The 26,822-nt window shown below is 61.3% G+C and carries 26 protein-coding genes; 19 read left to right on the top strand and 7 right to left on the bottom strand.

The features are described 5' to 3' along the window. Positions 1-290 precede the first annotated feature (290 nt). The 3 genes from KIO74_RS07490 to KIO74_RS07480 are packed head-to-tail and all read left to right on the top strand — an operon-like array spanning position 291 to position 3,259. Positions 291-1,766, top strand: a complete 1,476-nt coding sequence (locus tag KIO74_RS07490; RefSeq protein WP_249730891.1) for a sensor histidine kinase — start codon at positions 291-293, stop codon at positions 1,764-1,766. Then, a complete protein-coding gene (locus KIO74_RS07485; RefSeq protein ID WP_213331417.1) occupies positions 1,763-2,209 on the top strand; it encodes a response regulator in 447 nt (148 codons plus the stop codon). The genes KIO74_RS07490 and KIO74_RS07485 overlap by 4 nt, the downstream gene beginning before the upstream one ends. 3 nt (positions 2,210-2,212) lie before the next feature. After that, positions 2,213-3,259: a sensor histidine kinase gene (locus KIO74_RS07480; RefSeq protein WP_213331416.1), complete on the top strand. Its 1,047-nt coding sequence runs from the start codon at positions 2,213-2,215 to the stop codon at positions 3,257-3,259. A 59-nt stretch (positions 3,260-3,318) separates the two neighbouring features. On the opposite strand, the gene KIO74_RS07475 is transcribed toward KIO74_RS07480, so the two are convergent. The 4 genes from KIO74_RS07475 to KIO74_RS07460 form a co-directional block, all read right to left on the bottom strand. Beyond that, positions 3,319-4,170: a sulfite exporter TauE/SafE family protein gene (locus KIO74_RS07475; RefSeq protein WP_213331415.1), complete on the bottom strand. Its 852-nt coding sequence runs from the start codon at positions 4,168-4,170 to the stop codon at positions 3,319-3,321. A 144-nt stretch (positions 4,171-4,314) separates the two neighbouring features. Next, positions 4,315-5,907, bottom strand: coding sequence for a gamma-glutamyltransferase family protein (locus KIO74_RS07470; protein ID WP_213331414.1), 1,593 nt, complete (start codon positions 5,905-5,907; stop codon positions 4,315-4,317). Positions 5,908-5,911: 4 nt separating this feature from the next. Beyond that, a complete protein-coding gene (locus KIO74_RS07465; RefSeq protein ID WP_213331413.1) occupies positions 5,912-6,283 on the bottom strand; it encodes an NIPSNAP family protein in 372 nt (123 codons plus the stop codon). After that, complete coding sequence (locus KIO74_RS07460) at positions 6,280-7,263, bottom strand: LysR substrate-binding domain-containing protein (protein WP_213331412.1); 984 nt, start codon at positions 7,261-7,263, stop codon at positions 6,280-6,282. Before KIO74_RS07460 ends, KIO74_RS07465 begins: the two co-directional genes overlap by 4 nt. A gap of 313 nt (positions 7,264-7,576) precedes the next feature. Between KIO74_RS07460 and KIO74_RS07455 the strand changes: the two genes are divergently transcribed. The 13 genes from KIO74_RS07455 to KIO74_RS07395 all read left to right on the top strand — a co-directional run bounded on the left by KIO74_RS07455 (position 7,577) and on the right by KIO74_RS07395 (position 21,925). Then, positions 7,577-8,128 carry a cupin domain-containing protein gene (locus tag KIO74_RS07455; protein WP_213331411.1) on the top strand — a complete coding sequence of 184 codons (552 nt, stop codon included), beginning with the start codon at positions 7,577-7,579 and terminating at the stop codon, positions 8,126-8,128. Then, positions 8,125-9,207 carry a fumarylacetoacetate hydrolase family protein gene (locus tag KIO74_RS07450; protein WP_213331410.1) on the top strand — a complete coding sequence of 361 codons (1,083 nt, stop codon included), beginning with the start codon at positions 8,125-8,127 and terminating at the stop codon, positions 9,205-9,207. Before KIO74_RS07455 ends, KIO74_RS07450 begins: the two co-directional genes overlap by 4 nt. 22 nt (positions 9,208-9,229) lie before the next feature. After that, positions 9,230-9,670, top strand: coding sequence for a RidA family protein (locus tag KIO74_RS07445; RefSeq protein WP_213331409.1), 441 nt, complete (start codon positions 9,230-9,232; stop codon positions 9,668-9,670). An 11-nt stretch (positions 9,671-9,681) separates the two neighbouring features. Then, complete coding sequence (locus KIO74_RS07440) at positions 9,682-11,217, top strand: sugar ABC transporter ATP-binding protein (protein WP_213331408.1); 1,536 nt, start codon at positions 9,682-9,684, stop codon at positions 11,215-11,217. 50 nt (positions 11,218-11,267) lie between these two features. Continuing rightward, positions 11,268-12,269: an ABC transporter permease gene (locus tag KIO74_RS07435; protein ID WP_213331407.1), complete on the top strand. Its 1,002-nt coding sequence runs from the start codon at positions 11,268-11,270 to the stop codon at positions 12,267-12,269. 161 nt (positions 12,270-12,430) lie between these two features. After that, on the top strand, positions 12,431-13,303 hold the full coding sequence (locus KIO74_RS07430) for a sugar ABC transporter substrate-binding protein (protein ID WP_213331406.1): 873 nt from the start codon (positions 12,431-12,433) through the stop codon (positions 13,301-13,303). Between the two features lie 33 nt (positions 13,304-13,336). Further along, on the top strand, positions 13,337-14,065 hold the full coding sequence (locus KIO74_RS07425; protein ID WP_213331405.1) for a cupin domain-containing protein: 729 nt from the start codon (positions 13,337-13,339) through the stop codon (positions 14,063-14,065). Between the two features lie 414 nt (positions 14,066-14,479). Next, the gene (locus KIO74_RS07420; RefSeq protein ID WP_213331404.1) at positions 14,480-15,682 is read left to right on the top strand and encodes an alpha/beta hydrolase; all 1,203 of its coding nucleotides are present in this window, start codon (positions 14,480-14,482) and stop codon (positions 15,680-15,682) included. Positions 15,683-16,049: 367 nt separating this feature from the next. Then, a complete protein-coding gene (locus tag KIO74_RS07415; RefSeq protein WP_213331403.1) occupies positions 16,050-17,321 on the top strand; it encodes an ABC transporter substrate-binding protein in 1,272 nt (423 codons plus the stop codon). Positions 17,322-17,485: 164 nt separating this feature from the next. Beyond that, on the top strand, positions 17,486-19,450 hold the full coding sequence (locus KIO74_RS07410) for an FAD-dependent oxidoreductase (protein ID WP_213331402.1): 1,965 nt from the start codon (positions 17,486-17,488) through the stop codon (positions 19,448-19,450). Continuing rightward, a complete protein-coding gene (locus KIO74_RS07405; RefSeq protein WP_213331401.1) occupies positions 19,447-20,373 on the top strand; it encodes a carbohydrate ABC transporter permease in 927 nt (308 codons plus the stop codon). Before KIO74_RS07410 ends, KIO74_RS07405 begins: the two co-directional genes overlap by 4 nt. A 13-nt stretch (positions 20,374-20,386) precedes the next feature. After that, positions 20,387-21,223 (top strand): carbohydrate ABC transporter permease, encoded by an 837-nt coding sequence (locus tag KIO74_RS07400; RefSeq protein WP_213331400.1) that lies wholly within the window; start codon positions 20,387-20,389, stop codon positions 21,221-21,223. 12 nt (positions 21,224-21,235) lie between these two features. Next, complete coding sequence (locus tag KIO74_RS07395) at positions 21,236-21,925, top strand: GntR family transcriptional regulator (protein WP_213331399.1); 690 nt, start codon at positions 21,236-21,238, stop codon at positions 21,923-21,925. 74 nt (positions 21,926-21,999) lie between these two features. Here KIO74_RS07395 and KIO74_RS32425 read toward each other — a convergent pair whose 3' ends face one another. From KIO74_RS32425 to KIO74_RS07380, 3 genes are all read right to left on the bottom strand, one after another. Beyond that, positions 22,000-22,782, bottom strand: a complete 783-nt coding sequence (locus tag KIO74_RS32425) for a response regulator (protein ID WP_213331398.1) — start codon at positions 22,780-22,782, stop codon at positions 22,000-22,002. Positions 22,783-22,795: 13 nt separating this feature from the next. Beyond that, positions 22,796-23,146 carry a hypothetical protein gene (locus KIO74_RS07385; protein ID WP_213331397.1) on the bottom strand — a complete coding sequence of 117 codons (351 nt, stop codon included), beginning with the start codon at positions 23,144-23,146 and terminating at the stop codon, positions 22,796-22,798. A 67-nt stretch (positions 23,147-23,213) separates the two neighbouring features. Then, entirely contained in the window at positions 23,214-23,633 is a 420-nt protein-coding gene (locus KIO74_RS07380) for an NUDIX hydrolase (RefSeq protein WP_349629156.1), read from the bottom strand. A 513-nt stretch (positions 23,634-24,146) separates the two neighbouring features. Between KIO74_RS07380 and KIO74_RS07375 the strand changes: the two genes are divergently transcribed. The 3 genes from KIO74_RS07375 (at position 24,147) to KIO74_RS07365 (ending at position 26,805) form a co-directional block, all read left to right on the top strand. Continuing rightward, a complete protein-coding gene (locus tag KIO74_RS07375) occupies positions 24,147-25,049 on the top strand; it encodes a DMT family transporter (RefSeq protein WP_297258187.1) in 903 nt (300 codons plus the stop codon). Between the two features lie 136 nt (positions 25,050-25,185). Further along, the gene (locus KIO74_RS07370; protein WP_213331394.1) at positions 25,186-25,593 is read left to right on the top strand and encodes a VOC family protein; all 408 of its coding nucleotides are present in this window, start codon (positions 25,186-25,188) and stop codon (positions 25,591-25,593) included. A 171-nt stretch (positions 25,594-25,764) separates the two neighbouring features. Next, positions 25,765-26,805 carry an aldo/keto reductase gene (locus tag KIO74_RS07365; RefSeq protein WP_213331393.1) on the top strand — a complete coding sequence of 347 codons (1,041 nt, stop codon included), beginning with the start codon at positions 25,765-25,767 and terminating at the stop codon, positions 26,803-26,805. Positions 26,806-26,822: the final 17 nt, after the last annotated feature.

The raw sequence follows: 26,822 nt of genomic DNA, 5'->3' as shown, positions 1-26,822 counted from the left end.
TGGCGGGGAAGGCGCGGTGCCATTACAATGTCCTGCCAGCGAGCCCAAAAAGACGGAAAACCGCCGCGAAAGAGCCCAGGGAGAGCTGTGGATCGGGGCTGTCGAGAGAGAAGGGAAGATGATAGGCTCCATAGAGCCGTCTTGCTCCCTCTGGTGTGTCGGCCGCCATATCTATTCGCATGGTAGTCGGGAACGTCGCCTGAAATGCCATGGCTGCGGCAGGCGGTCGTCCCCATTCGTCTCGGTGTCCTGGTCGCTCCTGCATGCCTCTCTCACGAAATTCGTTCTTCATGGCGACCGTGGCACTGCTCGTGCTCGGCTTCATCGCTCTCGCCAGTGTCGTCACGGCCAATATCTGGCTCGTCCAGCGGACGCAGACCTTCGCCAGGGACGCGACGGACCTGCGGCGCTTGCGTAATGCCGCGATTGAGCTGCGTTCCCTCGTGCAGGATGCCGAGATCGGCCAGCGAGGCTATCTCCTGACGGGGGACGAGAGATATCTCACCCCCTTCGAGGCCGCGATCGCCAATCTCGATGCGTCAAAGCAGCGATTCCTCAACGCGGCCGCCAATGACCCCCTCCAGCAGGCCGGCGTTGAGGCGCCCGGATTGATCTCCACTCTGCAGGACAAGATGTCAGAGCTGAGTGAAACCATCGCGTTAGGCCGGCGTGGCGAGAGAGAGCAGGCCCTCGAAATGGTCCGGACCGATCGCGGTAAGGATCTGATGGACCGGGCGCGGACGACATTCCAGGAACTGATTGGCAGGGCGGAAGAGGAACTGAGCGAGATCGCGGCCGTTCAAGCAAGAAGCGCTACGGCGCTCTGGTGGGTCTCGGTCATTGGTGGCTTTATCGTCATCGCCGCCACACTCGCCGGTATCGGAACCATCCTCGTTTATCTCCGGCAACTGGCCGAAATCCGCCTCGAAATTCAAGGGTTGAATGCCAGCCTTGAGGAGCGTGTGCGGGAGCGAACCGCTGAACTCGGAAGGGCCAACGAGGAGATCCAACGGTTCGCCTATATCGTGACCCATGACCTCCGGGCGCCTCTGGTCAATATCATGGGCTTCACGGCCGAGTTGGAGCAGGGCGTCGCCGCGGTCCAGCATTTCGTCGGCAATTATCACGGTGACACATCCGACACCGCGTACCAGGAAGCCGCCGTCGCCGCACAAAGCGACTTGCCCGAAGCTCTGGGCTTTATCAGGTCGTCCACGCGAAAAATGGACGGTCTTATCAACGCCATTCTCAAGCTCTCTCGAGAGGGAAGGCGCACGCTCAAACCCGAGCGGATTGATCTTGGCGGCTTGTTAAATGCGGCCACGGCCGTCATTGCTCACCAAGTCGCCGACGCCGATGGGGAGGTTGTCACCGACATCCAAGCCGGCGCGATCATAAGCGACAGGCTCTCGCTCGAGCAGATAATCGGAAATTTACTTGACAACGCAGTGAAATACCGCAGGACAGATGTTCCGTTGAAGGTATCGATCCGGGTTCGGATGGAGCGCGCGAACACGGTGAGTATCTCGGTGGAGGACAACGGCCGCGGCATTCAAGCCCAGGATCTCGCGCGCGTCTTCGAGTTGTTCCGGCGCTCGGGCCAGCAGGATCAACCGGGTGAAGGCATCGGTCTCGCTCATGTTCGCGCGATGGCAAGAAACCTTGGAGGGGATATCACCCTTAACTCGGAATTCGGAAAGGGCAGTTTATTCACTCTGAGCCTGCCAGCTGATCTGCGGGCCGTACTGGGGAGTGGCAAGGCATGACTGGAAACGCCAAATCCGTAACGATCGTCATGATCGAAGATGACGAGGGTCATGCGCGTCTCATCGAGAAGAACATTCGCCGCGCGGGAGTGAGCAACGAGATCGTGCCGTTCACCAACGGGACGGAGGCGTTGGCTTATCTCTTGTCACCGGATGGTTCCGGCACGGATGGAATGGCGCGCTCCCTTCTCATCCTGCTGGATCTCAATTTGCCTGACATGACTGGGATCGAGATCCTGGAGAAGGTGAAGTCGAACCCCCATACCAAGCGGACCCCGGTCGTGGTTCTGACAACGACCGACGACGCCCGGGAAATTCAGCGCTGCTATGATCTCGGCGCGAATGTGTACATTACTAAACCAGTAAACTACGAAGGCTTTGCAAACGCGATTCGCCAGCTCGGACTGTTCTTCTCAGTCATGCAAATCCCGGAAACGACCTAGCACATGCCGTTGAGCATCCGCCGCGTTCTCTATATCGACGACGATCCCGGCATGGGCCGGCTGGTGCAGAAGGCGTTGGCCCGCCGCGGCTTTGAGGTGGAACTCGCGACCGATGCCGACAGTGGTCTTGATCTCATAGACCAAGGCGATTTTCACGTCGTCGCTCTCGATCATTTCCTGCCCACCGGAACTGGCCTTGACGTGCTGGAGGTGCTTCGTGGGCGACAGGGGGCTCCCCCGGTCGTGTACGTGACCGCCTCCGCCGAGACGACCGTCGCGGTTCAGGCCCTCAAGGCGGGCGCCGTGGACTATGTGCCGAAGACGATCGCGGCGGAGTTCCTCGAACTCCTGACGAGCGCGATCGATCAGGCCATCCAGAACGCGCGTCTTAAGCGTGCGAAGGAGATTGCCGAGCAGGAGGTTCGCGAAGCGCGCGATCGCGCCGAGGCGCTTCTCGCCGAGGTCAACCATCGCGTGGCGAACAGTCTGGCGATTGTCTCGTCAATGGTGCGATACCAGTTGAAGGCGATCGAGGATCCAGTATGCCGGGCGGCGCTTGCCGAAACCGATGCGCGAATTCTCGCGGTCGCAGGTGTCCATCGCCGGTTATACACTTCGGCCAATGTCCGCTCGGTCGCGATTGACGAATATCTGCAGGGCTTGGTGAGCGACCTCGCCAGTTCGATGCGTCAAGCCGGTCACCGTTCCCAGCTCAGGGTGGAGACCTCTCCGGGCGAAGTGCCTACCGACCGCGCCGTATCAATAGGCGTCCTGGTGACAGAGCTTGTGACCAACGCCTTCAAATACGCTTACCCCGAGGGTGGTGAAGGCGATATTCTGGTTCGGCTGTCCTGTGAGGACGATACGGCGAGGATTACCGTCGAGGACGAAGGAATAGGCTGGCACGGTGAAGGCGCGCCGAAGGGCACCGGCCTCGGCAGCCGTATCGTTCAGTCGATGGCACGCAGCCTCGGCGGCGAATTGTTCTGGTTGCCCCGGGCGAAGGGCACAGCGGTGGGTGTAAGCTTCCCCCTGCTTCGTCCTGCTTGAACAACGCCGTCCCTTCAAGCGCGAACCCGCGCGCGCGAAGCTATTTGCCGGTGAAGCTATTAAGGAAGAAGGCTGAGGAGAAAGCGGCCGCTGACCAGGAGCAGGAAAACGCCGAATGCGATCTCCAGCTTGCGTTTGGGCATGGCGTGGGCGAGCCTGACGCCGAGCGGCGCGGTGAGTACGCTCGTCGGAATGAACAGGATGAGGCCGACCAGCGAAACATAGCCGAGGGCCAGGGGCGGCTGGAGCGCGGCAACCAGGGGGAACTCCGCCGCGCGCGGCCATCCTGCGTAGATATAGCCGAGCGTGCCCGGTATCGAGATGAGAACCCCCAGGCCCGAGGACGTCGCCACGGCCTGGTGGATCGGCCGGCCGTAGAACGTCATGAAGAGGTTGGACAGCTGCCCTCCGCCGATGCCCATCAGACTGGAGAGCACGCCGATGAGCCAGCCATAGAGCGTCATGATGGCCTTGCGCGGCATGTCGAGGCCGAGGTTCCAGCTATCCTTGCCGAACAGCAGTCGGATCGCCGAGACGCCGGCCACCACGACGAAAACAGACTTGAAGAGGGCCTCCGGCGCATAGCGCGCCACGAGACTGCCCATGCAGACCCCGACCACGACGGGTATCGCCCATTGCCGGAGTATGGCCATGTCGACCGCGCCTCTTGACCTGTGGGCGTTGAAGGAGCGGATGGACGTCGGGATGATGATCGCGAGTGAGGTGCCGATGCAGAGCGGCATGCGCACCTCCTCCGGCACACCCGTCACACGGAAGAGCTCGTAAAGCACGGGCACGGCCACCGCGCCGCCACCGACACCGAACACACCGGCCAGAAGACCCGTGACGGCCCCAGCGCACAGCAAGGCGACCACCAACCAGGCAAGGTCGTACAACGGTATTCCATACATGCTGGGGATCCACGAAAGCGAGGTATCTTCTGGATGGGCGGAGCCTCTGGCTTATTGATGCTGAGTAGCCTGCCCTGAGAGCCAAGCAAAGACCTCGGATGGATTATTCTGTTGGGTTTTGGGCTGTGTAGCGCGAGGGTGGTCCTAGTAGGCAAGTGCCGCGCCGTCGCTCCGTGGATCACTCGCGCCCTCGATCAGCCCATTCGCGTGGCGGACGATCGCACCAGCATGCCCCATGGTGCTCGTAAAGGCATCGACCACCGCAACGTCATGGCCGGCGCCACGCAATTTTGCGATCAGGCTCTCGGAGAATCGATTCTCGACTTTGAGGGTGACGCTGTCTTCGCCCCAGGTCTTGCCGAGAAGCCACCGGGGCGCCGTGATAGCGGCCTGGAGATCTTGGCCGTGGAGCGCGTAGCGCGTGAAGATGGCAGCCTGGGTTTGAGGTTGACCCTCTCCGCCCATGGTCCCGTAAACCATGAGCCGACCGTCAGGAAAGCGGGCGGCCGCCGGGTTGAGCGTATGAAACGGCTTTCTTCCCGGGCCGAGTTGGCGAACACCATCTGACAACGAGAAGCTCGCGCCTCGGTTCTGCCAGAGCACGCCTGTTTCCGGCAGCACGCATCCGGATCCAAACTCGAAAAAAATGCTTTGGATGAAGCTCACCGCCAGGCCGTTCGCATCGACGGCGCCAAGCCAGACGGTGTCACCGGCCGAGGGCTGTGCCGGCCAGGGCATAGCTCGGTGCATATCGATGGTGGAGGCGAGAGCGTCGAGCCGTTCAGGCGATAGATAATCCTGCGCGCTCTCGGACATAGTGCCCGGATCTCCGACAACCTGGTCGCGGACAACGAATGACCGCTTGGTCGCTTCCACCAAGCCGTGCAAATGGCCGAAGGTCTCAGCCTCGACCGTCACATTCAAACGATCGAAGAGCGCCAGAATCATCAGAGACGCAAGCCCCTGCGTGGGAGGTGGGCAATTGAACAGCTGAATGCCTCCGCGCAATGTCGTGGCCAAGGGCGAGGCCTGGATGGCGTGATGTTTCTCGAAATCAAGACGTGTCAGCGGCGATCCAACGGCAGCGAGATCGGATGCGAGCCGGCGGCCAAGTTCACCGCGATAGAAGTCATCAAGTTCTGTTTCTGCGAGGCGACGGAGGGTCGCGGCCAAGGCAGGCAGGTCCATGAACTCACCCGTCCGGGGCAGTCGTCCGCCGATAAGGTAGGTCGAGGCGAATCCAGGAACGCCTTGCAGCTCAGGTAGCTTGGCCCGCGTGAGTTCAGCCTGGCTTGCCGATACAGGGAAGCCGTGCTCCGCATACCAGATGGCGTCCTCCAGGATACGTCCAAGCGGCAGACGGCCGCCGAGCGCAGCGCTCATCCGCCGCGCCTCACTCCAGCCGGACACAGTGCCCGCCACGGTATTTGCGGCGAGGGGGCCTCGTGCCGGGATCTGAGACAATCCGGCATTGCCATAGAAATCGACCGTGGCGGCACGTGCAGCGCGGCCACACGCATCGATAGCTATCGGATCGCTGCCGGCCGGGGCTATGATCCAAAAGCCATCACCGCCGATCCCGGTCATATGCGGGTAGACGACGGCGAGAGCCGCCGCCATGGCAATCGCTGCTTCGATCGCGTTTCCGCCATCGCGCAGCACGCGCAGACCCGCCTCACTGGCGAGATGATGAGGCGCAGTGACCATTCCGCGCCGTGATCTGACCGTATTCAGCATCTCATCACCTGTCTGCCGGGGGCGCACAGAAAATTTGCTCGGCGGGTTCCGCAACAATCTCCATGACATTCGCGGGCCGCATCAGAATATTGCTGATGCGCGCCACCAAGGGACCGGCCAGCTCCGTGTTGGCCTTGGCGGCCTGCCAACGCGGATCCTGCACGAAGGTTTGCCACCGGGCATCGCGGTCGGCGAGGCTCCGCCAGGCGAGAATATAGTGTAATGTCTGATCGTTGGGACCGACGGCTGTTGTCCAGAAGCCCAGACACTGGATTTCCATTTCCTTCCAAAGCGGAGCGACTTCCCGTCGGAAGCGTTCGACAACAGCTGCCAGTTTTCCGGGCAAGCACTCGTATTGTCTGAGCTCATAGATCATGGCTGGACGGCTCTGGAATAAAGAACACGGTTGGCTATCCCTGTTGGAGACGGTTCAGGTGGCCGCTCTTTGAGCTTTGCCGTGGCCACGGAAAAATGCTCGATGCAATGATTTAACAGAGCACGTACCCCTGGAAGAACACCTTGCCGTGACGGCAGAAGGGCGCTGATGGTCGTTGAGCCGGCGGTCCATTCTGGAAGGACATGAGCGAGCCGTCCTTCGCGGATGTCGTCAGCGCAGGCCGAGGCAGGAAGGGCCGCGACCCCGGCGCCCTCGCGGGCGGCGGCCGCAACTACAAGCACGTCGTTGCTCGCCAACTGCGTGTTGAACGCGACCGCAACGTGTTCTCCCGTCCGCTGGTGCACGATTTCCCATCGGGACCGAGCATTGGCCTCGGTGGGGCCAAGTAAACGATGGCCTGGAAGCTCCGCGGGCATTTCGATCGAAGATCGGTCAGCGAGATAGGAATGGCTCGCGACCAGGAGTGACGGTTCGACCGCGATCCGTCGCTGTATCATGCTGGAGTCGCCGAGTTCTCTGTCATGCGCGACGATAACAAGATCTGACAGGCGATACGTCAGATCGTTCGGCCCGTTGACGACATCAAGCTGAAGCTGGATTTGTGGGAAGCGTTGAAGGAAACTCGGTAGCATCTTGGCCAGTCCGGCCTGCGCGACCTGGGCCGAGCACGTCACCCGGATCGTGCCGCTTTCATCTGACAGGCGGGCTTTGATGACGTTCTCGGCGGCCCGAGCCTCTGCAAGCATTTTTCTCGCGTGTGTGTAGAATTCTTCACCGAGATCGGTGACGGCGAAGTTGCGCGAAGTTCTTTGGATCAGTCGGACACCGAGCCGTCTTTCCAATTCTGAAATTCTCTTACTTATTTTTGATTTGGGCTGGCTGAGGGCTCTGCTGGCCGGTGTTATCCCTCCACTCTCGACCACATAGGCGAAGTAATAGTATTCATTGAAGTCTATCAATGAATTTCCCCTCTTTATGATTGCGTTCTGGCAAGGGCAGACGCTCATGAGCGATGACGACGCGCCGCCGGCCCGCCCTTACGCAACTGCTATGCAAAATTTCTCAGTTTTTTTCTCAAAATGCAACATAGGAGAACAATGTTTTCCAATTGCAATAAGATTGGCAGTATGATCAGATTGGAAACGTTATGTTTCGAATTTACCGGCTGTTGGTCTGACGTCGTGCTTGTACCTTGATCGCCTGAAAAGCTCGAGGCCTGTCTCCGCTGGTCCGGGCATCTGGATTATTCCCTACAATCACGCGGGCAAAGGCATGTCTCATTCGCAGTCTAGTGACGACGTCGAACATGTGCGCTTCTATCGGGCGCCGGATGATAATCGAACGATTGCCATCCATGTTGGCGCGCAGTTTTCCGCATTCGAGCGCTTCCCTCCCTTTATGGAGAGTGAAGACGAAATTCGCCATGTGCAGGAGGCCTATCGGGTATCAGACCCAACTCTGGAGCGCACGACAAAGGCCCATGTAACGGACAATGGATGGCCGCTGCAGATCATCATGCTGGAGCGTGAGCCGGGGGCGACAACCCTGCCGCACTATCATGTGCCGCGAGAGGAGCTGCCGGCATGGCCAACGCGTCATCAGATCCTTATCTGCCAAAGCGGGCGCGCGCGCGTCGCGATCTATACACGCCAAGGCGCGTGGCTGGGCGATGTCAATCTTGTGCCTAATGATCTTCTTTTGATGATTGAAGGACATGAGGTTGAATTCCTCGAGCCGAAAACCCGGTTGATCGAGATAAAACAAGGCCCATTCCCGGGAACGGACGCTGACGACAAGGTCGATATTGCTGAGGTGACGCGATGAAACTTGGAACCTTTCGCCTCAATACGCCTCTCGGCCCCGTCGATCGCTTCGGCATCATCTGGGCAGGCAACGATATCGATGCCGACCCGGTAGCTATCGCGCGCTCCGGTGGCGGCTGGGTGGTCGACGTCAATGCGGCCTTTGCGGCGCTTTCGGCTTCGCAACGCAAGCCTGCTCCCAGCCTGCGCGCCAACGCATTCGCTCCGGCCGACCTCAACGCCTGCGCAGCACTCTACGGGCCGGCACTTGATCCTGTGCGGGAGGTCTCGGCATGGCTGGCGGGGCAATGGGAAGCCATCGCCGCGGGTAAGCTTCGCGGCCCCCAGGGCGAGGCTCTCGCCCATAGGCTCGGCGAGGTGCAACTGATGCCGCCGGTCCGCGTGCCGGTGCTGCGCGACTTCGCTGCATTCGAGGACCATCTGCTGTCGACCTTCGGCAAGATGGGCCTGAAATTGCCCGCCGAATGGTATGAGCGCCCGTTCGCATTCAAGGCCAATCCGACCTCGATGGTGGGGCACGACGAGAATGTGCAGTGGCCCGAATATACCGGCAAACTCGATTTCGAGCTCGAGATCGCTGCAGTGGTGGGATTGCCAGCCCGCAACGTGGATGTGGATGATGCCGGCGCACATATCCTCGGCTACACGCTTCTCAATGACTTCTCGGCACGTGACACCCAGCGCGGCGAAATGGCGAACAATACCGGCCCATTCAAGGGCAAGGATTTCGCGTGGGGCTTGGGGCCATGGATCGTGACACCGGATGAATTGCCGGATGTGGCGCGGACGCCGATGCGCGTGCTGATCAATGGTGACGTCTGGGCGGAATCCACCCCGGGTGAGATGCAGTGGAGCTTTGAGGAAATGATTTCCTACACCTCCCAGGATGAAACACTCAACGTCGGTGACGTGCTCGGCTCTGGGACAGTGAACCACGGGTGCGGCTTCGAGCTCGATCGGTGGATTTCGGTCGGTGATGTAGTCGAGCTCGAGGCGGCGGGGCTTGGTGTTCTCCGCAATCGCATAATGCCGCCCCGTGAAACCAAGGTCGAGTGGCGCAGGCGCCGCAGCGCTGCCTGATCCAGCCCGGTGGGAGGCTATGATGACCATTCACGCTGTTCATCCACGCCCGGAGGAAGCCGAGGACATGCCCTATGCGCCGGCCGTCGAGGTCTCCGGCATGGGCAATCTCCTGTTCATCGCCGGGGCCACGGCCTCGCCGCTCTATCACAGGCATCCACATGTCGCGGAGGAGCATGTGCTTCCCCATGACATGCGGGAGCAGACACGCCTGGCCCTGGCCAATATCAAGATGGTCCTGGACGCGAGAGGCCTGACCTGGCGCAACGTGGTCAAGCTGACGAAATACGTCACGGACATGCGCGACATGGACGACATGTATGCCGTGCTGAGTGAGCATTTTGGTGATTGGCGCCCGGCTGGAACCCTCGTCGCGATCAACAACCTGAGCGCGCCGGGCGCACGGGTCGAACTCGACATGATCGCGGCGATCCCGCCCGATCACACATTCCCGCGAGCATAAGGCGGCAGCGCATGATGCTAGCGATGAATTCCGCCGGCGGTGACGACGCCATTCTCGCCGCTGAGGCCATCAGCAAGGATTACCCCGGCGTGCGGGCGCTCAGCAATCTCAACATGGTCATCCGGCGAGGGGAGGTGCATGCCCTCGTCGGTGAGAATGGTGCGGGGAAGTCGACCTTGATCCGCATTCTCTCGGGGGACGCAAGGCCCTCGGCTGGTCGTGTGTTGCTCGGCGGCCAACCGATCATCCTCGACACGCCGGGGGCTGCCCGCCGAAGCGGCATTGTCACCATCTTCCAGGAGCTCATGATCGTCCCCGGAATGACGGTCGCCGAGAACATCGTGCTCGGCAATGAACCGGCTTCCGGCGCCGGACGGCATGTCGTCAGCCGTCGGCAGGCGGAAGCGATCGCTGCCGACATGCTCAGGGCCCTTGATTGCGAGGACGAGATCGATCCGCGGGCGCGGGCGTCGTCCTTGTCCACGGGCCACAAGCAGATCGTGGAGATCGCGCGAGCGCTGGCCCTGAAAGCCCCCATCATTATCCTCGACGAGCCGACCGCCTCGCTCTCCGACAAGGAAGCGGATGCCCTGCTTCGCATCCTGCGTCGCTTGCGCGCGGAGGGCACGACGATACTTTACGTATCGCATCGGCTGGCGGAGGTCATGGGGCTCGCCGATCGCATCACGGTGCTACGCGGCGGCCGTCATATCGAGACACTCGAAACCTCGCGACTGCGCGGAACCGGGGAACTGATCGAGCTCATGGTCGGGCGACCGCTGACCGAGCTGTTTCCGCCGCGCAATCGCCGGATCGGCGATGTCCGGCTATCTGTCTCCGCGCTGACGCGCAAGGATGTCTTCGAGAACATCAGTTTCGACGTGCGCGCGGGAGAGGTTCTCGGCTTCGCGGGCCTTGTAGGTGCCGGCCGTACGGAAATCATGCGCAGCATTTTCGGCGCGGATCCACTCGATAGCGGCGAGATCCGCAAGGATGGACATCGTTTGGCCATCCGGAAGCCCGCCGACGCTATCCGCAATGGCATCGCCTACATTCCCGAGGATCGGAAAGATCAGGGCCTCGTTACCGGACTTTCGGGCTACGAGAACCTGCTGATGGCTTCTCTTGCCGACCATTGCCGCGGCGGATTGATCTCATGGCGGCGCGCGCGCCAGGCGGCGACCAGCATGGCGCAGAAGCTGCAGTTCCGTGGGCAGCTTTCAAGAGCGGCTCGCACGAATTCCGGCGGCAACCAGCAGAAGATCGTCATCGGCAAATGGATGCTCGCGGAGGCAGACGTCTACATCTTCGATGAACCGACACGGGGTATCGACGTCGGCGCCAAGGCCGAGATCTATAAACTGATACAGGATCTTGCGGCGCGCGGAGCCGCCGTCATCGTCGTTTCATCGGAAAACGCGGAGCTGCTTCACCTCTGCCATCGCATCGTGGTGGTCTCCGCAGGCACGATTCAGGACGAAATTCCGGAAGAGCAGTTCGACGAACACCGGATCCTGGCGGCCGCGTTCAAGGGGCATGACAGATAAGCGGTGGTTCCGGCGCGGATGCGCTGCAATAATGAATCGGGGAATATTCCATGCAGTCTTACGGTGAAAGACTTCAAGTCTTTGGAAGGGAGGAATGGAAAGCTGGATTGGGACGTATCGCGCGTGAACGTGCCATGGAAATCGCGTTGCCGGTGGCGACACTAGGTCTCGTCATCGTGTTTTCGTTGTTGTCCGATGTTTTCCTGACCGGCTCGAACTTCCGAAATATCGGCATCGCCGCGGCCGCGCTCGCCGCTGTCGCCTTCGGCCAGACATTTGTCATTCTCACCGCCGGCCTCGATCTGTCCGTCGGCTCCACCGTAGCTCTCGTCAGCGTGGTGCTGGCCTTCGTCATGCGTGAGTTCGGAATCGTGCCGGGAATTGTTGCCGCGCTGCTTTGCGGTGCCCTGGTCGGTATCGTGAACGGCTTGATCATAACCCGCTTTCGCATCTCAGCCTTCATCACGACCCTCGCCATGCTGTCGGTGACCGCCGGGCTCGCGCTCAATCTCGCGGGCGGTGTTCCGATACTCGGGCTTCCTCCCGCGTTTGGCCGAATTGCCTATCAATACTGGCTTGGCCTGCCCATTCCGGTTCTTCTTGCCGCCGTGACACTGATCATTGCCGAACTCACGCTGCGCTATACCAGGCTGGGCCGGCATATCTGCGCCGTTGGCGGCAATGAGGAGGCGGCCAGGCTGTCCGGGATCCATGTCGAGCGGGTCAGAGTGATAGCCTATGCCATCTGCGGATTGACCGCCGCGATAGGCGCGATCATCCTGACCGCCCGTGTCTCCTCGGGGCAGCCGACCCTGGGGGCGACGCTGCCACTCGAGTCCATTGCCGCGGTTGTGCTCGGAGGCGTCTCGCTCGCCGGTGGACGTGGCTCTATCGTGAACGTGGCCTTCGGAGTGGCTTTCATCAGCATCCTCGCGAATGGCCTCAACCTTCTCAACATCTCGTCTTACACGCAGATGATGATCATAGGGCTCTCGCTGATCGCCGCTGTCGCGCTTGACCAGGCCAATGTCCGGAGAAAGCAGGGCCACTGAAGCTGTGCCTCGTTAAGAATCGCAATCAATAACCAGAAGTGGGACCAAACATGATATCCAAAGCGATCATAAAATCGATAGCCGGATTTGCATCAATACTGGCAATTGCATCAATGGGTACTTCGACGGCTCAGGCTCAGCAGCCCAAGAAGGTCATTGGGTTGTCGAAGCCCAATTTGAAGGGCCCTTACCCCACCGCCGAACTATACGGAATTCTTGACGAGGCGAAAGCACGTGGTTTCACGGTCATTGTTCAGGATGCGGGCGGGTATGCCAATATCGACAAGCAGCTCGATCAGATTTCGAATCTGGCGATCAAGAAAGTCGCGGCGATCTTGATTGATCCGAGCGATCCCGCCGCATTGAATGGTGTCGTGCAGCAGGCGCGAGACGCCGGGATCCTGCTGGTTGGCGCCGGCGTCAACGTCGTCGCGAGCACGGTGGAGCCGGATGCTGCCGTTTCGTCGAGCCACTGCAATATCGGGCGAGAACTGGCAAAGGGCGCGAAAGCTCTCATGCCGGCTGGCGGCAGCCTGGGTGTCCTGGCCGGACCGCCGGGATCGTTCTGGGCGACGGAGCGGCTTCGCTGCTTCAAGGAGGACATCGCCGGGACAAGTATCAAGATCGTCGCGGAGACAACGAGCGAGCAGGATGCCGCGACGTCTTTGACGCGCGCCAGCGAGATCCTGCAACGGCATCCGAAGCTGGACATGTTGTACGGTGCGGATGACGTCTATGGCGTTGGGGCTGCGCGGGCCGCCCAGGCGGCAGACCGTTGTGGAAAAACGCGCGTCATCTTTTCCGTGCTGGGCGAGGAGGCCGAGGAAATGATGAACGCGGGCTGCGCCGACTATGTGGTCGCGCAACAGCCCGTGTTGATCGGCCGCACAGAGGTCCGCGTGATCTCGGATCTGTTGGAGGGAAAGAAGCCTGAACCTAAGATCATCAATGTTCCACTGATCGGCATCACGCCCGAAAACTTGAAGACGGTGGATAAGGCCCATCTGCGGCCGCCGGCCGGATGGCGGCCGTAAACATCAGCGTTCTGATCTGATATTTGGATTGCCATGAAGAATAGGTCAAAAGCGACGGCCAAGGTGCCCCAGCCCCTCACGGGGAGGGGCACGGTCGAGACAACGTCGAGATCCGGAGTGAAGCGCAGCCAGCCCGTCGTGGTCGAACCGATCAGCCCTGTTGGTTTGGAGAGCCCGACGCCAACTGAACCTACGCTGGAGGCGGCAAGACTTGGGCGGCGTCTGCAGACCATGCGCAGGGCGCAGGGATTTACGCTGGTCGATCTCGCGGCGAAGGCGGGATGCTCCGCGAGCCTCGTCTCACGTATCGAGAATGGGCGGCTCCTGCCGTCACTCTCCGTGCTTCACAAGCTTGTGGCGGGCTTGGGAACAAGCATGGCATCGTTCCTGTCCGGATCGGAAACCGAGAGTTGCATGGTGGTGCGGGCGAGTGACCGTAAGGAGGTCACTCTTGATTATCTGGGCGCTTCCCAGCAGGGGCTTCGGATCGAACAGATCATCCCGCACTCACCGGATCGGATGCTTCAGGGTAATCTCATTTCCATAGCGGCGGGGCATGGTTCGGCTGGCGATTATTCCCATATCGGCGAGGAGGCGGGCTTCGTGATCGAAGGCTTCGTCGAACTGACGATCGACAAGCAGACGCATGTGCTCGGGCGCGGTGATTCCTTCTGCTTCCGATCAGAGGCGCCGCATTCCTTCTATAATCCCGGCCCCGACGAAGCCGTGATCTTGTGGATCAATACACCGCCGACATTTTGATGCTTCGGGTCGCAACGGTATTGCAGCGTGCCGGCAATGATCACCCGCTGGCCAAGCGTTTTAAAACCACGTCGCTCGCGGCGGCAGGCTCAAGCCCGATCTGCGGAATCGCATGAGCAACCCTCGCAACCACTGTGCGCAGCGCTTGCGTTCGTCAGTCATTGCGTCGCGCCGCAGGTGAACTGCGCGACGTGCATAGAAGCTTATGTCGATTGCGCCAGTCCGGTCACGGCGAATAGGCGTTTCACCAGTCTCAACCATCGCAGCCTCCGTTTCGGCAGTCCCGCAGCCTACGTCGGCGGCCTGTTCCCCGCTTGGCCGGCTGCTTGCCCCTGGCTTGTGTTTCCATTGTCCTTCTCTTGTCGGGAGCGTCAGACGCTTCAGCGCAGCCGTGCCCAATGGTAAAGTGCGGCCATGCGCTACCGGTTTGGATCATTCGAGCTGACGACGGATACCCGCGAGCTTCTCGCTGGCGGCCGGCCGATTGATGCCGAACCCCAGGTGTTCGACCTGCTTCTTCATCTGATGCGGGAGCGCGATCGCGTGGTGTCCCTCGACGAATTGCTTGAAGTCGTCTGGAAGGGTCGCCTCGTATCGAATTCCGCAATCAACGCGCGCGTGAGCGCGGCTCGTTCGGTCATTGGAGACGACGGCAAACGCCAGGAATGGATCAGAACCATTCCCCGGCGAGGCTTTCGATTTGTCGGCGCGGTTGAAACAATCTCACCGGCGTTGCCCGACGAGCCCTCGAAAAAACCGGCCCCTATGCAGGCCTATCAGCGGGTAGCGTTTTGTCGCTCGGCTGATGGTACCCGTATCGCCTATGCCACGAGTGGAAACGGTTATCGTCTCGTGAAGGCGGGGCATTGGCTGACCCATCTGGAGCATGACTGGCACAGCCCTATCTGGCGGCCGTTTCTTGACCGCCTTAGTCAGCGGTTTCAAGTGACGCGTTATGACCAGCGCGGCAACGGTCTGTCGGAGTGGGATATCGGTGACTTTTCGCTCGACAGGTTCGTCGAGGATCTTGAAGCTGTCGTTTCCGCCGCGCACCTTGAGCGCTTTGCCCTCTTCGGCAGCTCACAGGGCGTGCCGATTGCCATCGCTTTTGCGTGCCGGCATCCCGACAAGGTGAGTCATTTGGTTTTGCAGGGCGGGTATGAGAAGGGACGGCTTGTCCGGGCGGAAAGCGACAAGCAGCAGGGAGAGGCCTTGCTCACGCTGATGCGACATGGCTGGGGTAAGTCCAACAGCCCCTTCCTGGACGCTTTTGCGACGATGTTCATTCCCGATGGCAGCCGAGAGCAGGTGGCCTCGCTGGCAGATCTTCAACGGCAAACAGCGTCGCCAGAGAACGCTGCTTCGATACGCTTGGCGGTCGACCACTTCGATGTCAGCCATCTGCTGGAGCGCCTCAGTGTTCCAACACTTGTGGCGCATTCGCGGGATGACGGCATCCAACCACTCGAGCAGGGGTATCGGCTCGCGACCCGCATCCGGCAAGCCGAATTCCTCATGCTCGAAAGCCGCAACCACGTTATCTTGCCGGAAGAAAAGGCGTGGGGCGCGTTGTTCGAGGGGATCGAGCGATTTGTCCTTGAGGCAGATCTGCCGTAGCTCGTCGACATGATCATGCGTCCACGCCAACGCCGTATTGAGCGCGCGCATGTTCCAAAGGTCGGGGCTGACTGGCCCCGTTGTTCCAGCCCATTGCTCCGTTCTCACGTTCCAGCGCGGTTTGGCACCTTCGCGCCGGGTGAAAGCGCCTGCCGCAACTTGCGCTGTCGCGCGGCACGCTGGCGACTGCAACCCGGCGTCGATGGATGGCGCTGATAAGGCTTATAGAGCTATTCACGACTAACATGTTAGTTGACGATAATCTCTTCATTGGTTAGGGATGATTCAGGCTGGCGATGAGCGCGTTCCGACGCATGCGTTGAAGCCAAACAAGCCGCGCGAGCGGAACAACGGGAGGGATCATCTCATGCGGTGGATATTTGGAGTGGCCGTGGGTATCGGCTTTGCCGTTGCAACGACCCAGGCTGACGCAGCGACATTGCGCGTTTTCGCGAATTCGGCCCACCAGGCGGCCTTGCAGGGCAACCCGAAGGTGCCTGGCAGTAACCTCCAGGAAAAATTCGAGAAGGACACCGGCATCACCATCGACTGGGAGACCGTTCCCTGGCCGCAGATGCAGCAGAATCTTCTGCGCGCGCTGTCGTCTGGAAGCTCCCAGTTCGACGTCGTCATGATCGAGAGCGGTTGGCCGGCCCGCGACGTGCTGGACAAGCTCGTGACCTTCGACGCGCCGGCGGGATCGGCGGAAGCCAAGGAGTTCGACGCCATCTTCCCGCGTATGCGGGCGGCCTACACGCTGGACGGACAGTTGAAGGGCATACCGATCCGCTCCAATCCGCAGATCGTCCACTACAACAAGGCGATCTTCGAGACGCGGGGTATCGCCGAGCCCAAGACCTTCGCGGATCTCCTGACGGCTGCGGAGAAGGCGAGTTTCAAGCGTGATGATGGCGCCCCGGTTTACGGGCTTGCGCTGAAGCCCGACGAGGACATCATTGCCGTGGTCAAGGCCATGGGTGGGAATGTTCTCACCGATGATTTCGCGGTGGTCGTCAATTCCGCCGAAACGAAAGCCGCTGTGGAACGCCTGAAAGACCTGTTCAACAAGGGCGCGCTTCCGCCCAATTTCTTCTCCATGGATGCGACCTCCGTTCAAACCATGATGCGCGAGGGGTTGGTCGCCATGTCGTTGTTCGGCGACAACTACTTCAATCGCTTCAATGACCCCGCGTCGTCCCGGATCGCCGGCAAGGCCGGCTTCTTCGCTATTCCCGGCACGCCGCCCCAGACCTACGCCCCGGCCAAGGTCGCGTTCTGGGCGGCCGCGCTGCCCAAGAACGGCCGGCCGGACAATCAGGAGGCCGCGAAGACCTTCATTCGCTATCTTGCCTCGGCGCCGGTGCAGCTCCAGATGGCCTTGAACGGCAATGGCCCCGTCCGCGCCGATACGCTGCGGGATGAGGCATTCCTGAAGGGCGCGCCTTACGCGTCGGCGTCGACGGCCGCTCTCGATAATGCGACCCAGCCGCTGCCGATCTTCGAGGGCACCAATCAGGTGCGCGATATCTTCGTGAAGGAGGCTGTCGCTGCGATCATCGGCAAAAAGCCGGTCGATGAGGCGCTGAAGACCGCCGAGACCGACATCAAGACGATCGTCGACAAGCGTCGTGATCGCTGACGGGCGTTGCCCATTCGCAGACCGCATCGGCTCCGGGTTCGGGGTTCGGTCCTCGTGCCGCCTCGGGGATGGCCGATGCGGGATGGGCGTTAGTCTTGAATGGTCCCACACGCAAGTAAACGCGGTGCGCGCCGCGCGGCTACCCTGCTGACATGGCTGAACCGATGCAATCCTATACCCTGTCCAGAACGGTCCCGGTACGCCGCGCCATTGACGTCCTTGTCATCGGCGGCGGCATGGCGGGCACATTTGCCGCCCTCGCAGCAAAACGAGCGGATCCCTCCCGGTCCGTCGTCATCGTCGAGCAGAGCAATATCCTGGGCGGGCAGGGCACAGTTGGAGGGGTCGCGGGTTTCGTCGGCGACACGGCGCGGGTGAATGCGATTTTCGCCGAACTCGTCGCACGGCTCGAAAGAGCTGGGAAGATCGATCCCTATCGCAGCAACGATGATCGGCGCGCCTACGATCTCGAGAGCTGTGGCTATTATCTGCAGGACATGGTCGCCGAGGCTGGCATCGAGACCTGGCTTCATGCCGTGGCGCTCGACGGCAAGGCGCGCGAGGGCTGGGTGACGGAGGTGCTGATCAGCGTGGGGCCCACGCTTGTGGTCGTTGAACCTGGAGCCGTGATCGACGCGACGGGCAATGCCCTCATGGCGGATATACTCGGCTTGCCGACGCGTCACCTCGGCGCCCTGGCTCAGTTGCCGATGAGTCTCTATTTCACGCTGTGGGACACTGGGCGGCCGGTACACCCTTTTCTCCCGGAAGGCTGCCCGCGTTGGGACAGTGACGATGATCTGCCGATGACGTCGCTGCATGGTTTCGCGGACGGACGGATCGAGGTGAAGATGAAGGTCGTCGGCTTCGACGCCGCCGATGGCTTCAGCCTGTCGGAGGCGGAGATCCACGGCCGACGGCAAATGATGGGGCTGATCTATCATCTGCAGACGCGGGGCTACCGGGGCAGGCATGCCGCGGGTGGCGGCAAGCCACTCGCGACCTATACGCTGGCCTCGGTCTCAAGGGCCATCGGCCAGCGGGAAGGGCGACGCATCGTCGGCGGTGCGACCTTGACCGAGGACGATGTCCGCCACGCGGCAGTCTTCGACGATGCTGTCGCGGTCGGCACCTACCATCTCGATTTCCATTGGCCCGATACGGACAAGCGCGCTGGCACGGGCATCACCGACATGGTGGAGCCCTATCACATCCCCCTTCGCGCCATGCTGCCGCAGGGAATGCACAACCTGCTCTGTCCGGGCCGTTCCCTGTCCGGCGACCAGATGGCGCTGAGTTCCTACCGGGCGATGGCCACCTGCGCGCAGATGGGTTTTGGGGCTGGAACCGCCGCTCATCTCGCCTTGGCGACCGGCGGCTCCCTCACAACCCTTGATCCGGCCGCGCTGCGGACCGCCATCGAGGCCGGCGGTCAGATCCTCGATCTGTCCCGCTATGGCGACTATCTGCGCTGCCTGCAGCTCATCGAGGAGACCATCCCGATCCACGCCCGGGACGGCGACCGCTTGGCGCTCGATCGCCTGTCCAACGGTCGCACGCGTGCCACGCTCGTCAGAGGCGGCAACGCCGTTGCATCCGCGCTCCGCGAGCATACCGCCTGGGCCCGGATCGCCCCTTCCGAAGAAGCACAGCGTGTGGCGCTGGACGACGAGCGGCCGAATGCGGTCATGGGCAAGGTGTGTTTCGACGCCGCGGGCTCGATCCTCGCCTTCGACGAAGCCCAACAGCCCGCGCCGGCTGCCGGAGAAGGCGCGGTCGCATGCGTCCTGTTGAAGCGCTGCCAGCGCGGCGAAGAACGATGGGAGGTGCACGCGACAACGGATGAGCCGGGGCGGCTCTTTGTCCTGATCATCGCGGATGAGCGCGTGCGTTATCGCGTGTTGTCCAGGGATCACGACAGCGCGGTCTGGCCGGACCTCATTCCGACAGCAATCGGCTGTGCCGCAGCCTTCACCGATCGCGATGGCGCGGTACATTTCTGGGAGGGCTCGGAAGACCGTTTCGCCCCCATCGGCGAGCCGGAGCCGAACCCGCAAACGCTCAAGCAGCGGCCTTACGAAGACCACGTGCTGCTTGTGGATGTGCCGCGCGTGGAGATCACGTCGTGACAGAGTTCGCGCTGGCTCGGCCGGCCAGACGCCGACGTGGGGCGCGGGGCGATTTCCGTGAGGTCGCGCGGGGCTGGTCACTTGTCGCGCCGCTATATCTCTTCGTCACCGCCGTCATCGTCATTCCCGAGATTTGGGCGCTTTATCTGAGCTTCACGGACTACTCCGTCGGGCGCACGCCGCAATTCGTCGGTCTCGCGAACTACCGCGCGACGCTATCGGCGGCCGAGTTCTGGATGGCGGCTTGGCGGACACTCCTGTTCGTCACAATTGCTGTCTCGTTCGAGGTCGTCATCGGCCTGTGGCTCGCGTGCATCCTGGCTCGCCTGCGCGCTTTTCGCGGCATCATCATCGCCTGCCTGATCGCGCCGATCGCCATGAGCCATGCGGTGACGGCGACGATGTGGGGCTACCTTCTGGATCTGAATGTCGGCCCGATAAATTTCCTCACGGAAATGATGGGCCTCGGGCGCCTTCCGTGGCTGTCGTCGGAAGCGCTCGCATTGCCGACCGTGGCGTTCATCGAGTTCTGGGCCGGCATGCCGCATGTGCTGATCATGCTGTTTCCCGTGCGCGCCGCCCTGTCGCCGGACATCTATGAGGCGGCTGATCTCGATGGAGCCACGGCGCTGCAAAGTTTTTGGCGGATTACACTGCCGCTTCTGATGCCGGCTTTGCTGATAGCGATGATCTTTCGCATCATCATCACCATGCGGGCGTTCGGAACCGTCTGGATCTTGACGAAAGGCGGGCCTCTCGAGTCGTCGGAGTTGCTGTCGATCTACCTGTACAAGACTGGATTCAGCTATTGGAATTTTGGCCAGGCCGCCGCCATCGCCTGGCTGATGCTGTTGCTAACGGCGGTCGCATCATCCCTCTACATGTTGCGTCTCTATCGGGACGCGGCGGGCAACACGGCCTGAGCAGGAGCCCGAGATGGACAGTCGCACCTCCGTTACCCTGCTGGACCGCATCGTTCTCGCGATCGCCATGGCGATCGCGGTCATCCCCATCATTGTCGTCATTGCCTCCTCCTTCAAGGAAGGACGGGATATCTTCTCCTATCGGCCGGTCATTTTCTTCTGGCCCACGCTCGAAAACTACACGAGCCTCGGCATGCGCTGGGGGAAATTCCAGCTCGGACTTGCGAATAGTGCTGTCGTCACGGCCGGCGCTATCGCTCTCGTTCTCGCCGTCTGCCTGCCGGCGGCCTACGCCCTGTCCCGGCTGCCACAACACGGTGTGGGTCGTTCGTCCAGCGCGCTCCTCGTGATCAAGATGCTGCCGCCGCTAGTTGTGACCGTGCCGCTCTTCCCGATCTTCTCCACGATCGGACTCGACAACTCGCGGATCGGGCTGATCCTCGTTTACGCGGCTTTCGAAGTCAGTCTCAGTGTGATGATCCTGAAGACATTCATCGACAATGTGCCGCTTGAGGTGGAGGAAGCCGCCTTTCTCGATGGATGCGATCGGCTGCAGGCCTTCCTGCGGGTCATCATGCCGCTGATCTGGCCGGGCATGATTACCGTGGCGATCTTCGTCGCCCTTTTTGCCTGGAACGACTACATGTTCGGCCTGATCCTGACGACGTCGCGCACCGTCACGGCACCGGTCGTCCTGGCCGATATGCTGTCGGGCATCGGGGAGGGGACCGCGACCTGGGGCGAGGTATTCGCCGCTGCGACGCTGCAGATGATACCGGTCCTCGCCTTCGCGTGGATCGTCCAGCGGCAGATGTTCTTCGGTGCCATGCGTGGCGCGACAAAGGGATAGGGGCCGACGACAATGGTCATATCCGAGCAACAGTCCTCGCGTCAGAGAGCCTACGAAGCCTTCACCCGCCATCTTCTCGCCCATGCCGTACGTCCCGGCCAGTTCGTCTCGCAGCGCGAGCTGGTGGAGTTGACGGGCCTTCCGGTTGGCGTCGTCCGCGAGCTGGTCTCGCGGCTTGAAGCTGAGGGGCTCGTCATGACGGTGCCCCACCGTGGCATGCAGATCGCCTATGTCGGGATCGATCTCATCCGCGACGCCTTCCAGTATCGCGCGATGATCGAGCGGGAGGCTGTCGCTTCCTTCGCCATTGCTGCTTCCGCGGAGGAAATCGCCGATTGGCGACGCATGCATGAGGCCGTTCTGGCGACTTGCGAGCGTGGTCTTGGTGACAAGGACCCTGCGGTCTTTCTGGCTGAGGCGCAGGCCATGGACTTCAACTTCCATACGACGATCGTCGACGCCCTCGGCAATGCCATCATCTCAGATGCCTACCGCGTGAATTCCTTGAAACTGAGCCTCGTCCGCCAGGAACGTGGTCGTTTGACGATGGCTTTGCTGCCGCTCGCCATGAAAGACCACTTGTCCATCATCACGGCGTTGGAGAAGCGTGACGCGGTGGGCGCGGTGGAGGCCATGGCGAGGCATATCATGCGCGGCCGAAACCGATCCCTCGGCATCGACGGTGAAAGTGAGCCGCGTTGATGGGGTGCTGAGCGACAGCGGTGTTAAACGCGGTCGCAAATGCCGGCCTGCGTTCTCGTCGCCCCACTTTCGGGCTATATTGTAAGCGAGTTTCCCGCTGCTTCCCGCAAGGATTGGGAGAGGGAGGGAGGCTGACGCGGAACCGCGCGTTGCGTGGTGGCCGTGAGCTGTATCGCCCGGCTGGGACCGCGATACATGTAGCCTTTGCCGCGCGACGTCTGGATGAGATCGCAGTCATGGTTCGCGCTTTTAAGCTTGCGCCGCAATCTCGTTATTCGCGTGTCGATGCTTCGATCCATCGGATCTTCTCCGTGGGCAGGTGCCAGCCGCAGGATTTCATCGCGGCTGAGCATCCGCCCGACGTTCATGGCGAAGGCCGCGATGAGGTCGATTTCGGTGGGGAACAGGGGAAGCTCGATCCCATTGGCATCGAGCAGTCTCCAGTTCTTGAGATCGAGAGAAAACACCCCGAACGGTAGTATTTCGGCGTCGAGAACGCGCCGACGCCGCAGCACCGCATCCATTCTTGCAGAGAGCTCGCGCAGCGAGAACGGCTTCGTCATGTAATCATCAGCCCCGGCCTCCAATCCTGTGATTTTGTCGATCAGATCATCGGCTCCAGTCAGCATGATGATGCCAAAGCCATGGGAAAGCCTTAGCCGTCGGGCGATGCTGAAGCCGTCTTCCCCCGGCAAGCCGACATCCAGAACGACCAGTTCCGGAGCGGGCCTGGCGAGAAGTTTTTCGAGCGCGGGAGCGTCTCCCGCGGTGCGAATGGTATGGCCCGCGAGCGAAAGGCCATCTTCCAGCATGGCCCGGAGTGAGGGGTCGTCGTCCACAACAATGATATCGGCCACGATCTTCGATCCACTAGGACAACGTGATCATAGGAACGCCGACGGCATCAAACGGATCGACAAGATCGGCTGGCCGCCGTGATGCGACCTTCTGCTCCTGCAGCATGACGTTCACCTCCAGTGTATCGGGTGCATGTCTCGGAAACGCCGCGAATTTAGACACAATGCGGCGGCGTTTCTCTGCGGGAAACGAAGTCGGAATAGGTGAATTGCGAACTCGCAGGACATTATCGGACGGATCGATGAGGTATCCGATCTGACCTTTTATGACGCAGCATGAGCCCATGAGGTCATTCGCCGCGAGACCATGTGCAACGCCTGTCGCGGCATTTCGCCGTAAACCTGCTTTCATGACTACGGCCATGTCAGCCTTGTCTACGAGCCTGCCGTCCCTGTGGATCAGTCGACCGTCATCACGCAGCTAGGGCGGCCTAGTTATCCTTGGTGGTCGTCGCTGTGCCGCCGTCGCCAAATGTCTCGATAAGGCGGTGCAGCTGTGGCTCATCAATGAGAAGGGCTGCATCACCGATGGGAAGCCATCGGCGAACGCGCTGGCGTCGCTCCGGCCAGCGTTTGAGGTGCTTCTGGACCTTCAGCGGGTAGACATCGACCTCGACGAGCGCGAAGTGATCCGATAGGCGCTTCCAATAAATGTAGCTTCCGATCGGCTTGCGCTTCACTTTTCCGATCACGCCTGCCTCTTCCCGAGCTTCCTGGGCGGCTGATCTCCAAGCCTTGTGCCGGCGTCCGATCCAGCCCTTGGGCAAAATGAAACGACGCGTTTCGCGTGATGTCAGGACCAGGACCTCGATTTCGCCGCCTTCCGTCAGACGAAACGGCAAAGCCGCCACCTGACGCAGGGGTTCCCCATTTCTAGCAGCTCTGCGGCGTGTCGACTTCATCTGCTGAGTGAAGAATCCTAGCTCATTGAATCAAGAAGGAATTGTCCCCGGAATGGCCTGCGCATGCAAGCACCACATTGCGTCTCCGCAGGGGATCGGAGCTTTCCCGGACCCGGCGGCGATGGTGAAACCCAATCGGGATACACCAGCACGAACGTTACCGTGAGACCATGGTCAAGGCGTGGCGTCGTTCTCCCAGGGAGGGAGCCGCGGACTTAAGTCACTTCCCGGCGCGGGGCATCCGGTCGACACCTTGTTTTGCCCGAGAGTGGCGCCGGTTGGCTAAGATTTGCACAGGTTCCGGCACAAGGAGCGGTTCCGGCGCAAGAATCGGATAGCGTGCGGTGAAGGCTCTGGTGCATCCATGTTCGCCGCCTGAACATTGGCTGGATCTTGGCATGGAGAAATGTGGTGTCTCAACGCCCCTCGAGAAACCGGCCGATGACAGCGCTGGAATGGGGAATGCTCCTTGCTCTGGCAGCGGTCTGGGGTGGTTCGTTCTTCTTCAACGGCGTCGCCATTCGTGAGCTGCCGGTGTTCACCGTCGTGGTGTCCCGCGTGGCTTTGGGCGCCGTCATGCTGCTCATCATCCTGAAGCTGACCGGAGCACGGATGCCGAGGGATCGGCGCGTCTGGGCCGCTTTCTTCGGGATGGGGTTGCTCAACAACGCCATACCTTTCACGCTGATCGTATGGGGCCAGCAGTATATCGCGTCGGGTGTCGCCTCCATCCTGAACGCCTCGGCCCCGCTTTTCACCGTGATCTTCGCCCACCTGCTGACCAACGACGAGAAGATGAGCGGTGGCCGGCTCGCCGGGGTCCTCATCGGCTTCGCCGGTGTGGCCGTGATGATCGGGTTCGACGCGGTCGAGGAGCTCGGTGTTCATGTCACGGCGCAGTTGATGTGCCTGGCTGGCGCGCTGTCCTATGCGCTGGCCGGCATTTACGGGCGCCGCTTCCACCGGATGGGCGTCACGCCCATGGCGACGGCGGCGGGGCAGGTCATCGCCTCCAGCATTCTGCTCTTCCCGTTGATGCTTGCCATCGATCGGCCGTGGACACTCCCGATGCCCAGCCTCGCGGCGATCGGGGCCCTCATTGGCGTCGCCGCGATCTCGACCGCTTTCGGCTATATTTTGTTCTTCCGTATTCTCGCGACGGCCGGGGCGACGAACCTGCTTCTGGTGACGTTCATCATCCCCGTGAGCGCGATCCTGCTCGGCATTCTGTTTCTCGACGAAACCCTGCTACCCAAGCATGTGATGGGCATAGTCCTGATCGGACTTGGCCTCGCGGCGATCGACGGGCGGCCATGGCAGGCTTTGCGCAGGTTGCGGGCCACGGCCTTGCCAAAAAGCGAGTAGGCGGCCGGGGCAGGGGGTACTTGTGCTTCTGTAAGCAAGCGAGGAGAGGAGAAAGTCCGTCGTCCGACCCTTGCAGGTCGGGCCCACCGTCACGACATAGGCGCAAGATCGGTCAACCGATAGGGAGATCCTGCCTATGCAATTGCACCGCGGCCGCCTGATCGATCATCTCCATCTCAAGGTTCAGAATCTCGGTGCCTCCAGGCGCTTCTACGGTGCCGTCCTTGAAGCGGTCGGCGTTCCTATCGTCGATGGCGACGGCTATTTCTTCGCGGACGAGCTATGGGTCGATGAGGGAACGTCCGAGCAGATAAGCCATGTCCATTTCGCCTTCCAGGCGACGGATCGTGCGATGGTCGATCGCTTCTACCAGGCGGGTCTCGGCGCTGGTGGGCGGGACAACGGGCCGCCGGGCCTGCGTGATTATCATCCGGGCTACTATGGCGCCTTCCTGCTCGATCCGGACGGAAATAATATCGAAGCTGTCTTTCACGGCCCGGCGGAGAGATCTGCCCCATCGGTCGTTGTGTCCTGGGACGACTGACAAGCTGCTTCGTCGTTCTACCAGCCTCGGACACGATAACGCTGTGCCTGTCTCCTCAAAATGTATCGCGTCCTGATCGCGGCACAATCATCCTTATCGGTTCCATCACTGTTGTTTTGCCCGTTCGCGCTTTCCGTGTCGGGGCCCGCTTTATCTCAAGGGATTCCAGCAATGCGTTACAACACTCTTGGCCAAACCGGCCTTTTTGTCTCGGAATTGTGCCTTGGCACCATGACCTTCGGCGGTAGCGAAGGCATCTGGCAGAATATGGGCGGCCTCCAGCAGACCGAGGCCGACGAACTGGTCCGCACCGCGCTCGACGCCGGCGTCAACTTCATCGATACGGCGAATGTCTACTCCGCCGGAATGTCCGAGCAGATCACCGGCCAGGCGTTACGCAATCTTGGTGTCGCACGCGACCAGGTGGTGATCGCGACCAAGGCTTTCGGTCGTGTCGGTGAAGGTCCCAACGGCTCCGGCGCGACGCGCGTCCATCTTCTCGACCAGGTCAAGGCGAGCCTGAAGCGTCTCCAACTCGACCATATCGATCTCTATCAGATCCACGGCTTCGACACTGTGACGCCGATGGAGGAGACGCTGGAGGCGCTCGATATCCTAGTTCGTCATGGGCATGTCCGCTACATCGGCGTGTCGAACTGGGCGGCCTGGCATGTGGCCAAGGCGCTGGGCATAGCGGAGCGTCGCCACCTTTCGCCGATCCGCTCGCTGCAGTCCTATTACACCCTCGCGGGTCGTGATCTCGAACGTGAGATCGTCCCGATGCTGACCTCGGAGAAGGTAGGTCTGATGGTGTGGAGCCCACTTGCCGGTGGCCTCCTGTCTGGCAAATATGCCGGTAATGGCGCCGGTGCGGGCGAGGGCCGTCGCGCCAGTTTCGATTTCCCGCCTGTCGCGCGCGATCGGGGTGATGCGATCATCGAGGCTATACGACCGATCGCCGAGGCACGTGGCGCGACCATCGCGCAGGTCGCGCTGGCCTGGCTGCTGCATCAGCCCGTCGTCACGAGCGTCATTGTCGGCGCGAAACGTGTTTCTCAGCTCACGGAGAATATCGGCGCCACCGAGGTTGAGCTCTCGGCTGACGATTTGGCCGCGCTTGATGCGGTTAGCGCTCTGTCACCGGAATACCCCGGCTGGATGCTGACGCGGCAGGGCGCCAACCGGACCCAGCCGTCGCCCCGCCGCGGATAGTCGTCGCACCTTATAGG

Origin of the sequence: Chelatococcus sp. HY11, assembly GCF_018398335.1 — a bacterium.
In the GTDB taxonomy this organism is placed as follows: domain Bacteria; phylum Pseudomonadota; class Alphaproteobacteria; order Rhizobiales; family Beijerinckiaceae; genus Chelatococcus.
The sequence above is the reverse complement of the archived record's forward strand: the minus strand, read 5'-3'. Positions and strand labels throughout refer to the sequence as shown.

Coding starts and splice junctions, on each gene's coding strand:
- KIO74_RS07470 (WP_213331414.1), bottom strand. CDS start 5,907: ATGCTGAATACGGTCAGATCACGGCGCGGAATGGTCACTGCGCCTCAT.
- KIO74_RS07475 (WP_213331415.1), bottom strand. CDS start 4,170: ATGTATGGAATACCGTTGTACGACCTTGCCTGGTTGGTGGTCGCCTTG.
- KIO74_RS07445 (WP_213331409.1), top strand. CDS start 9,230: ATGACCATTCACGCTGTTCATCCACGCCCGGAGGAAGCCGAGGACATG.
- KIO74_RS07385 (WP_213331397.1), bottom strand. CDS start 23,146: ATGGCCGTAGTCATGAAAGCAGGTTTACGGCGAAATGCCGCGACAGGC.
- KIO74_RS07425 (WP_213331405.1), top strand. CDS start 13,337: ATGAAGAATAGGTCAAAAGCGACGGCCAAGGTGCCCCAGCCCCTCACG.
- KIO74_RS07370 (WP_213331394.1), top strand. CDS start 25,186: ATGCAATTGCACCGCGGCCGCCTGATCGATCATCTCCATCTCAAGGTT.
- KIO74_RS07440 (WP_213331408.1), top strand. CDS start 9,682: ATGATGCTAGCGATGAATTCCGCCGGCGGTGACGACGCCATTCTCGCC.
- KIO74_RS07455 (WP_213331411.1), top strand. CDS start 7,577: ATGTCTCATTCGCAGTCTAGTGACGACGTCGAACATGTGCGCTTCTAT.
- KIO74_RS07395 (WP_213331399.1), top strand. CDS start 21,236: ATGGTCATATCCGAGCAACAGTCCTCGCGTCAGAGAGCCTACGAAGCC.
- KIO74_RS07435 (WP_213331407.1), top strand. CDS start 11,268: ATGCAGTCTTACGGTGAAAGACTTCAAGTCTTTGGAAGGGAGGAATGG.
- KIO74_RS07415 (WP_213331403.1), top strand. CDS start 16,050: ATGCGGTGGATATTTGGAGTGGCCGTGGGTATCGGCTTTGCCGTTGCA.
- KIO74_RS07485 (WP_213331417.1), top strand. CDS start 1,763: ATGACTGGAAACGCCAAATCCGTAACGATCGTCATGATCGAAGATGAC.
- KIO74_RS07420 (WP_213331404.1), top strand. CDS start 14,480: ATGCGCTACCGGTTTGGATCATTCGAGCTGACGACGGATACCCGCGAG.
- KIO74_RS07365 (WP_213331393.1), top strand. CDS start 25,765: ATGCGTTACAACACTCTTGGCCAAACCGGCCTTTTTGTCTCGGAATTG.
- KIO74_RS07450 (WP_213331410.1), top strand. CDS start 8,125: ATGAAACTTGGAACCTTTCGCCTCAATACGCCTCTCGGCCCCGTCGAT.
- KIO74_RS07480 (WP_213331416.1), top strand. CDS start 2,213: ATGCCGTTGAGCATCCGCCGCGTTCTCTATATCGACGACGATCCCGGC.
- KIO74_RS07375 (WP_297258187.1), top strand. CDS start 24,147: ATGCTCCTTGCTCTGGCAGCGGTCTGGGGTGGTTCGTTCTTCTTCAAC.
- KIO74_RS07400 (WP_213331400.1), top strand. CDS start 20,387: ATGGACAGTCGCACCTCCGTTACCCTGCTGGACCGCATCGTTCTCGCG.
- KIO74_RS07465 (WP_213331413.1), bottom strand. CDS start 6,283: ATGATCTATGAGCTCAGACAATACGAGTGCTTGCCCGGAAAACTGGCA.
- KIO74_RS07410 (WP_213331402.1), top strand. CDS start 17,486: ATGCAATCCTATACCCTGTCCAGAACGGTCCCGGTACGCCGCGCCATT.
- KIO74_RS07490 (WP_249730891.1), top strand. CDS start 291: ATGGCGACCGTGGCACTGCTCGTGCTCGGCTTCATCGCTCTCGCCAGT.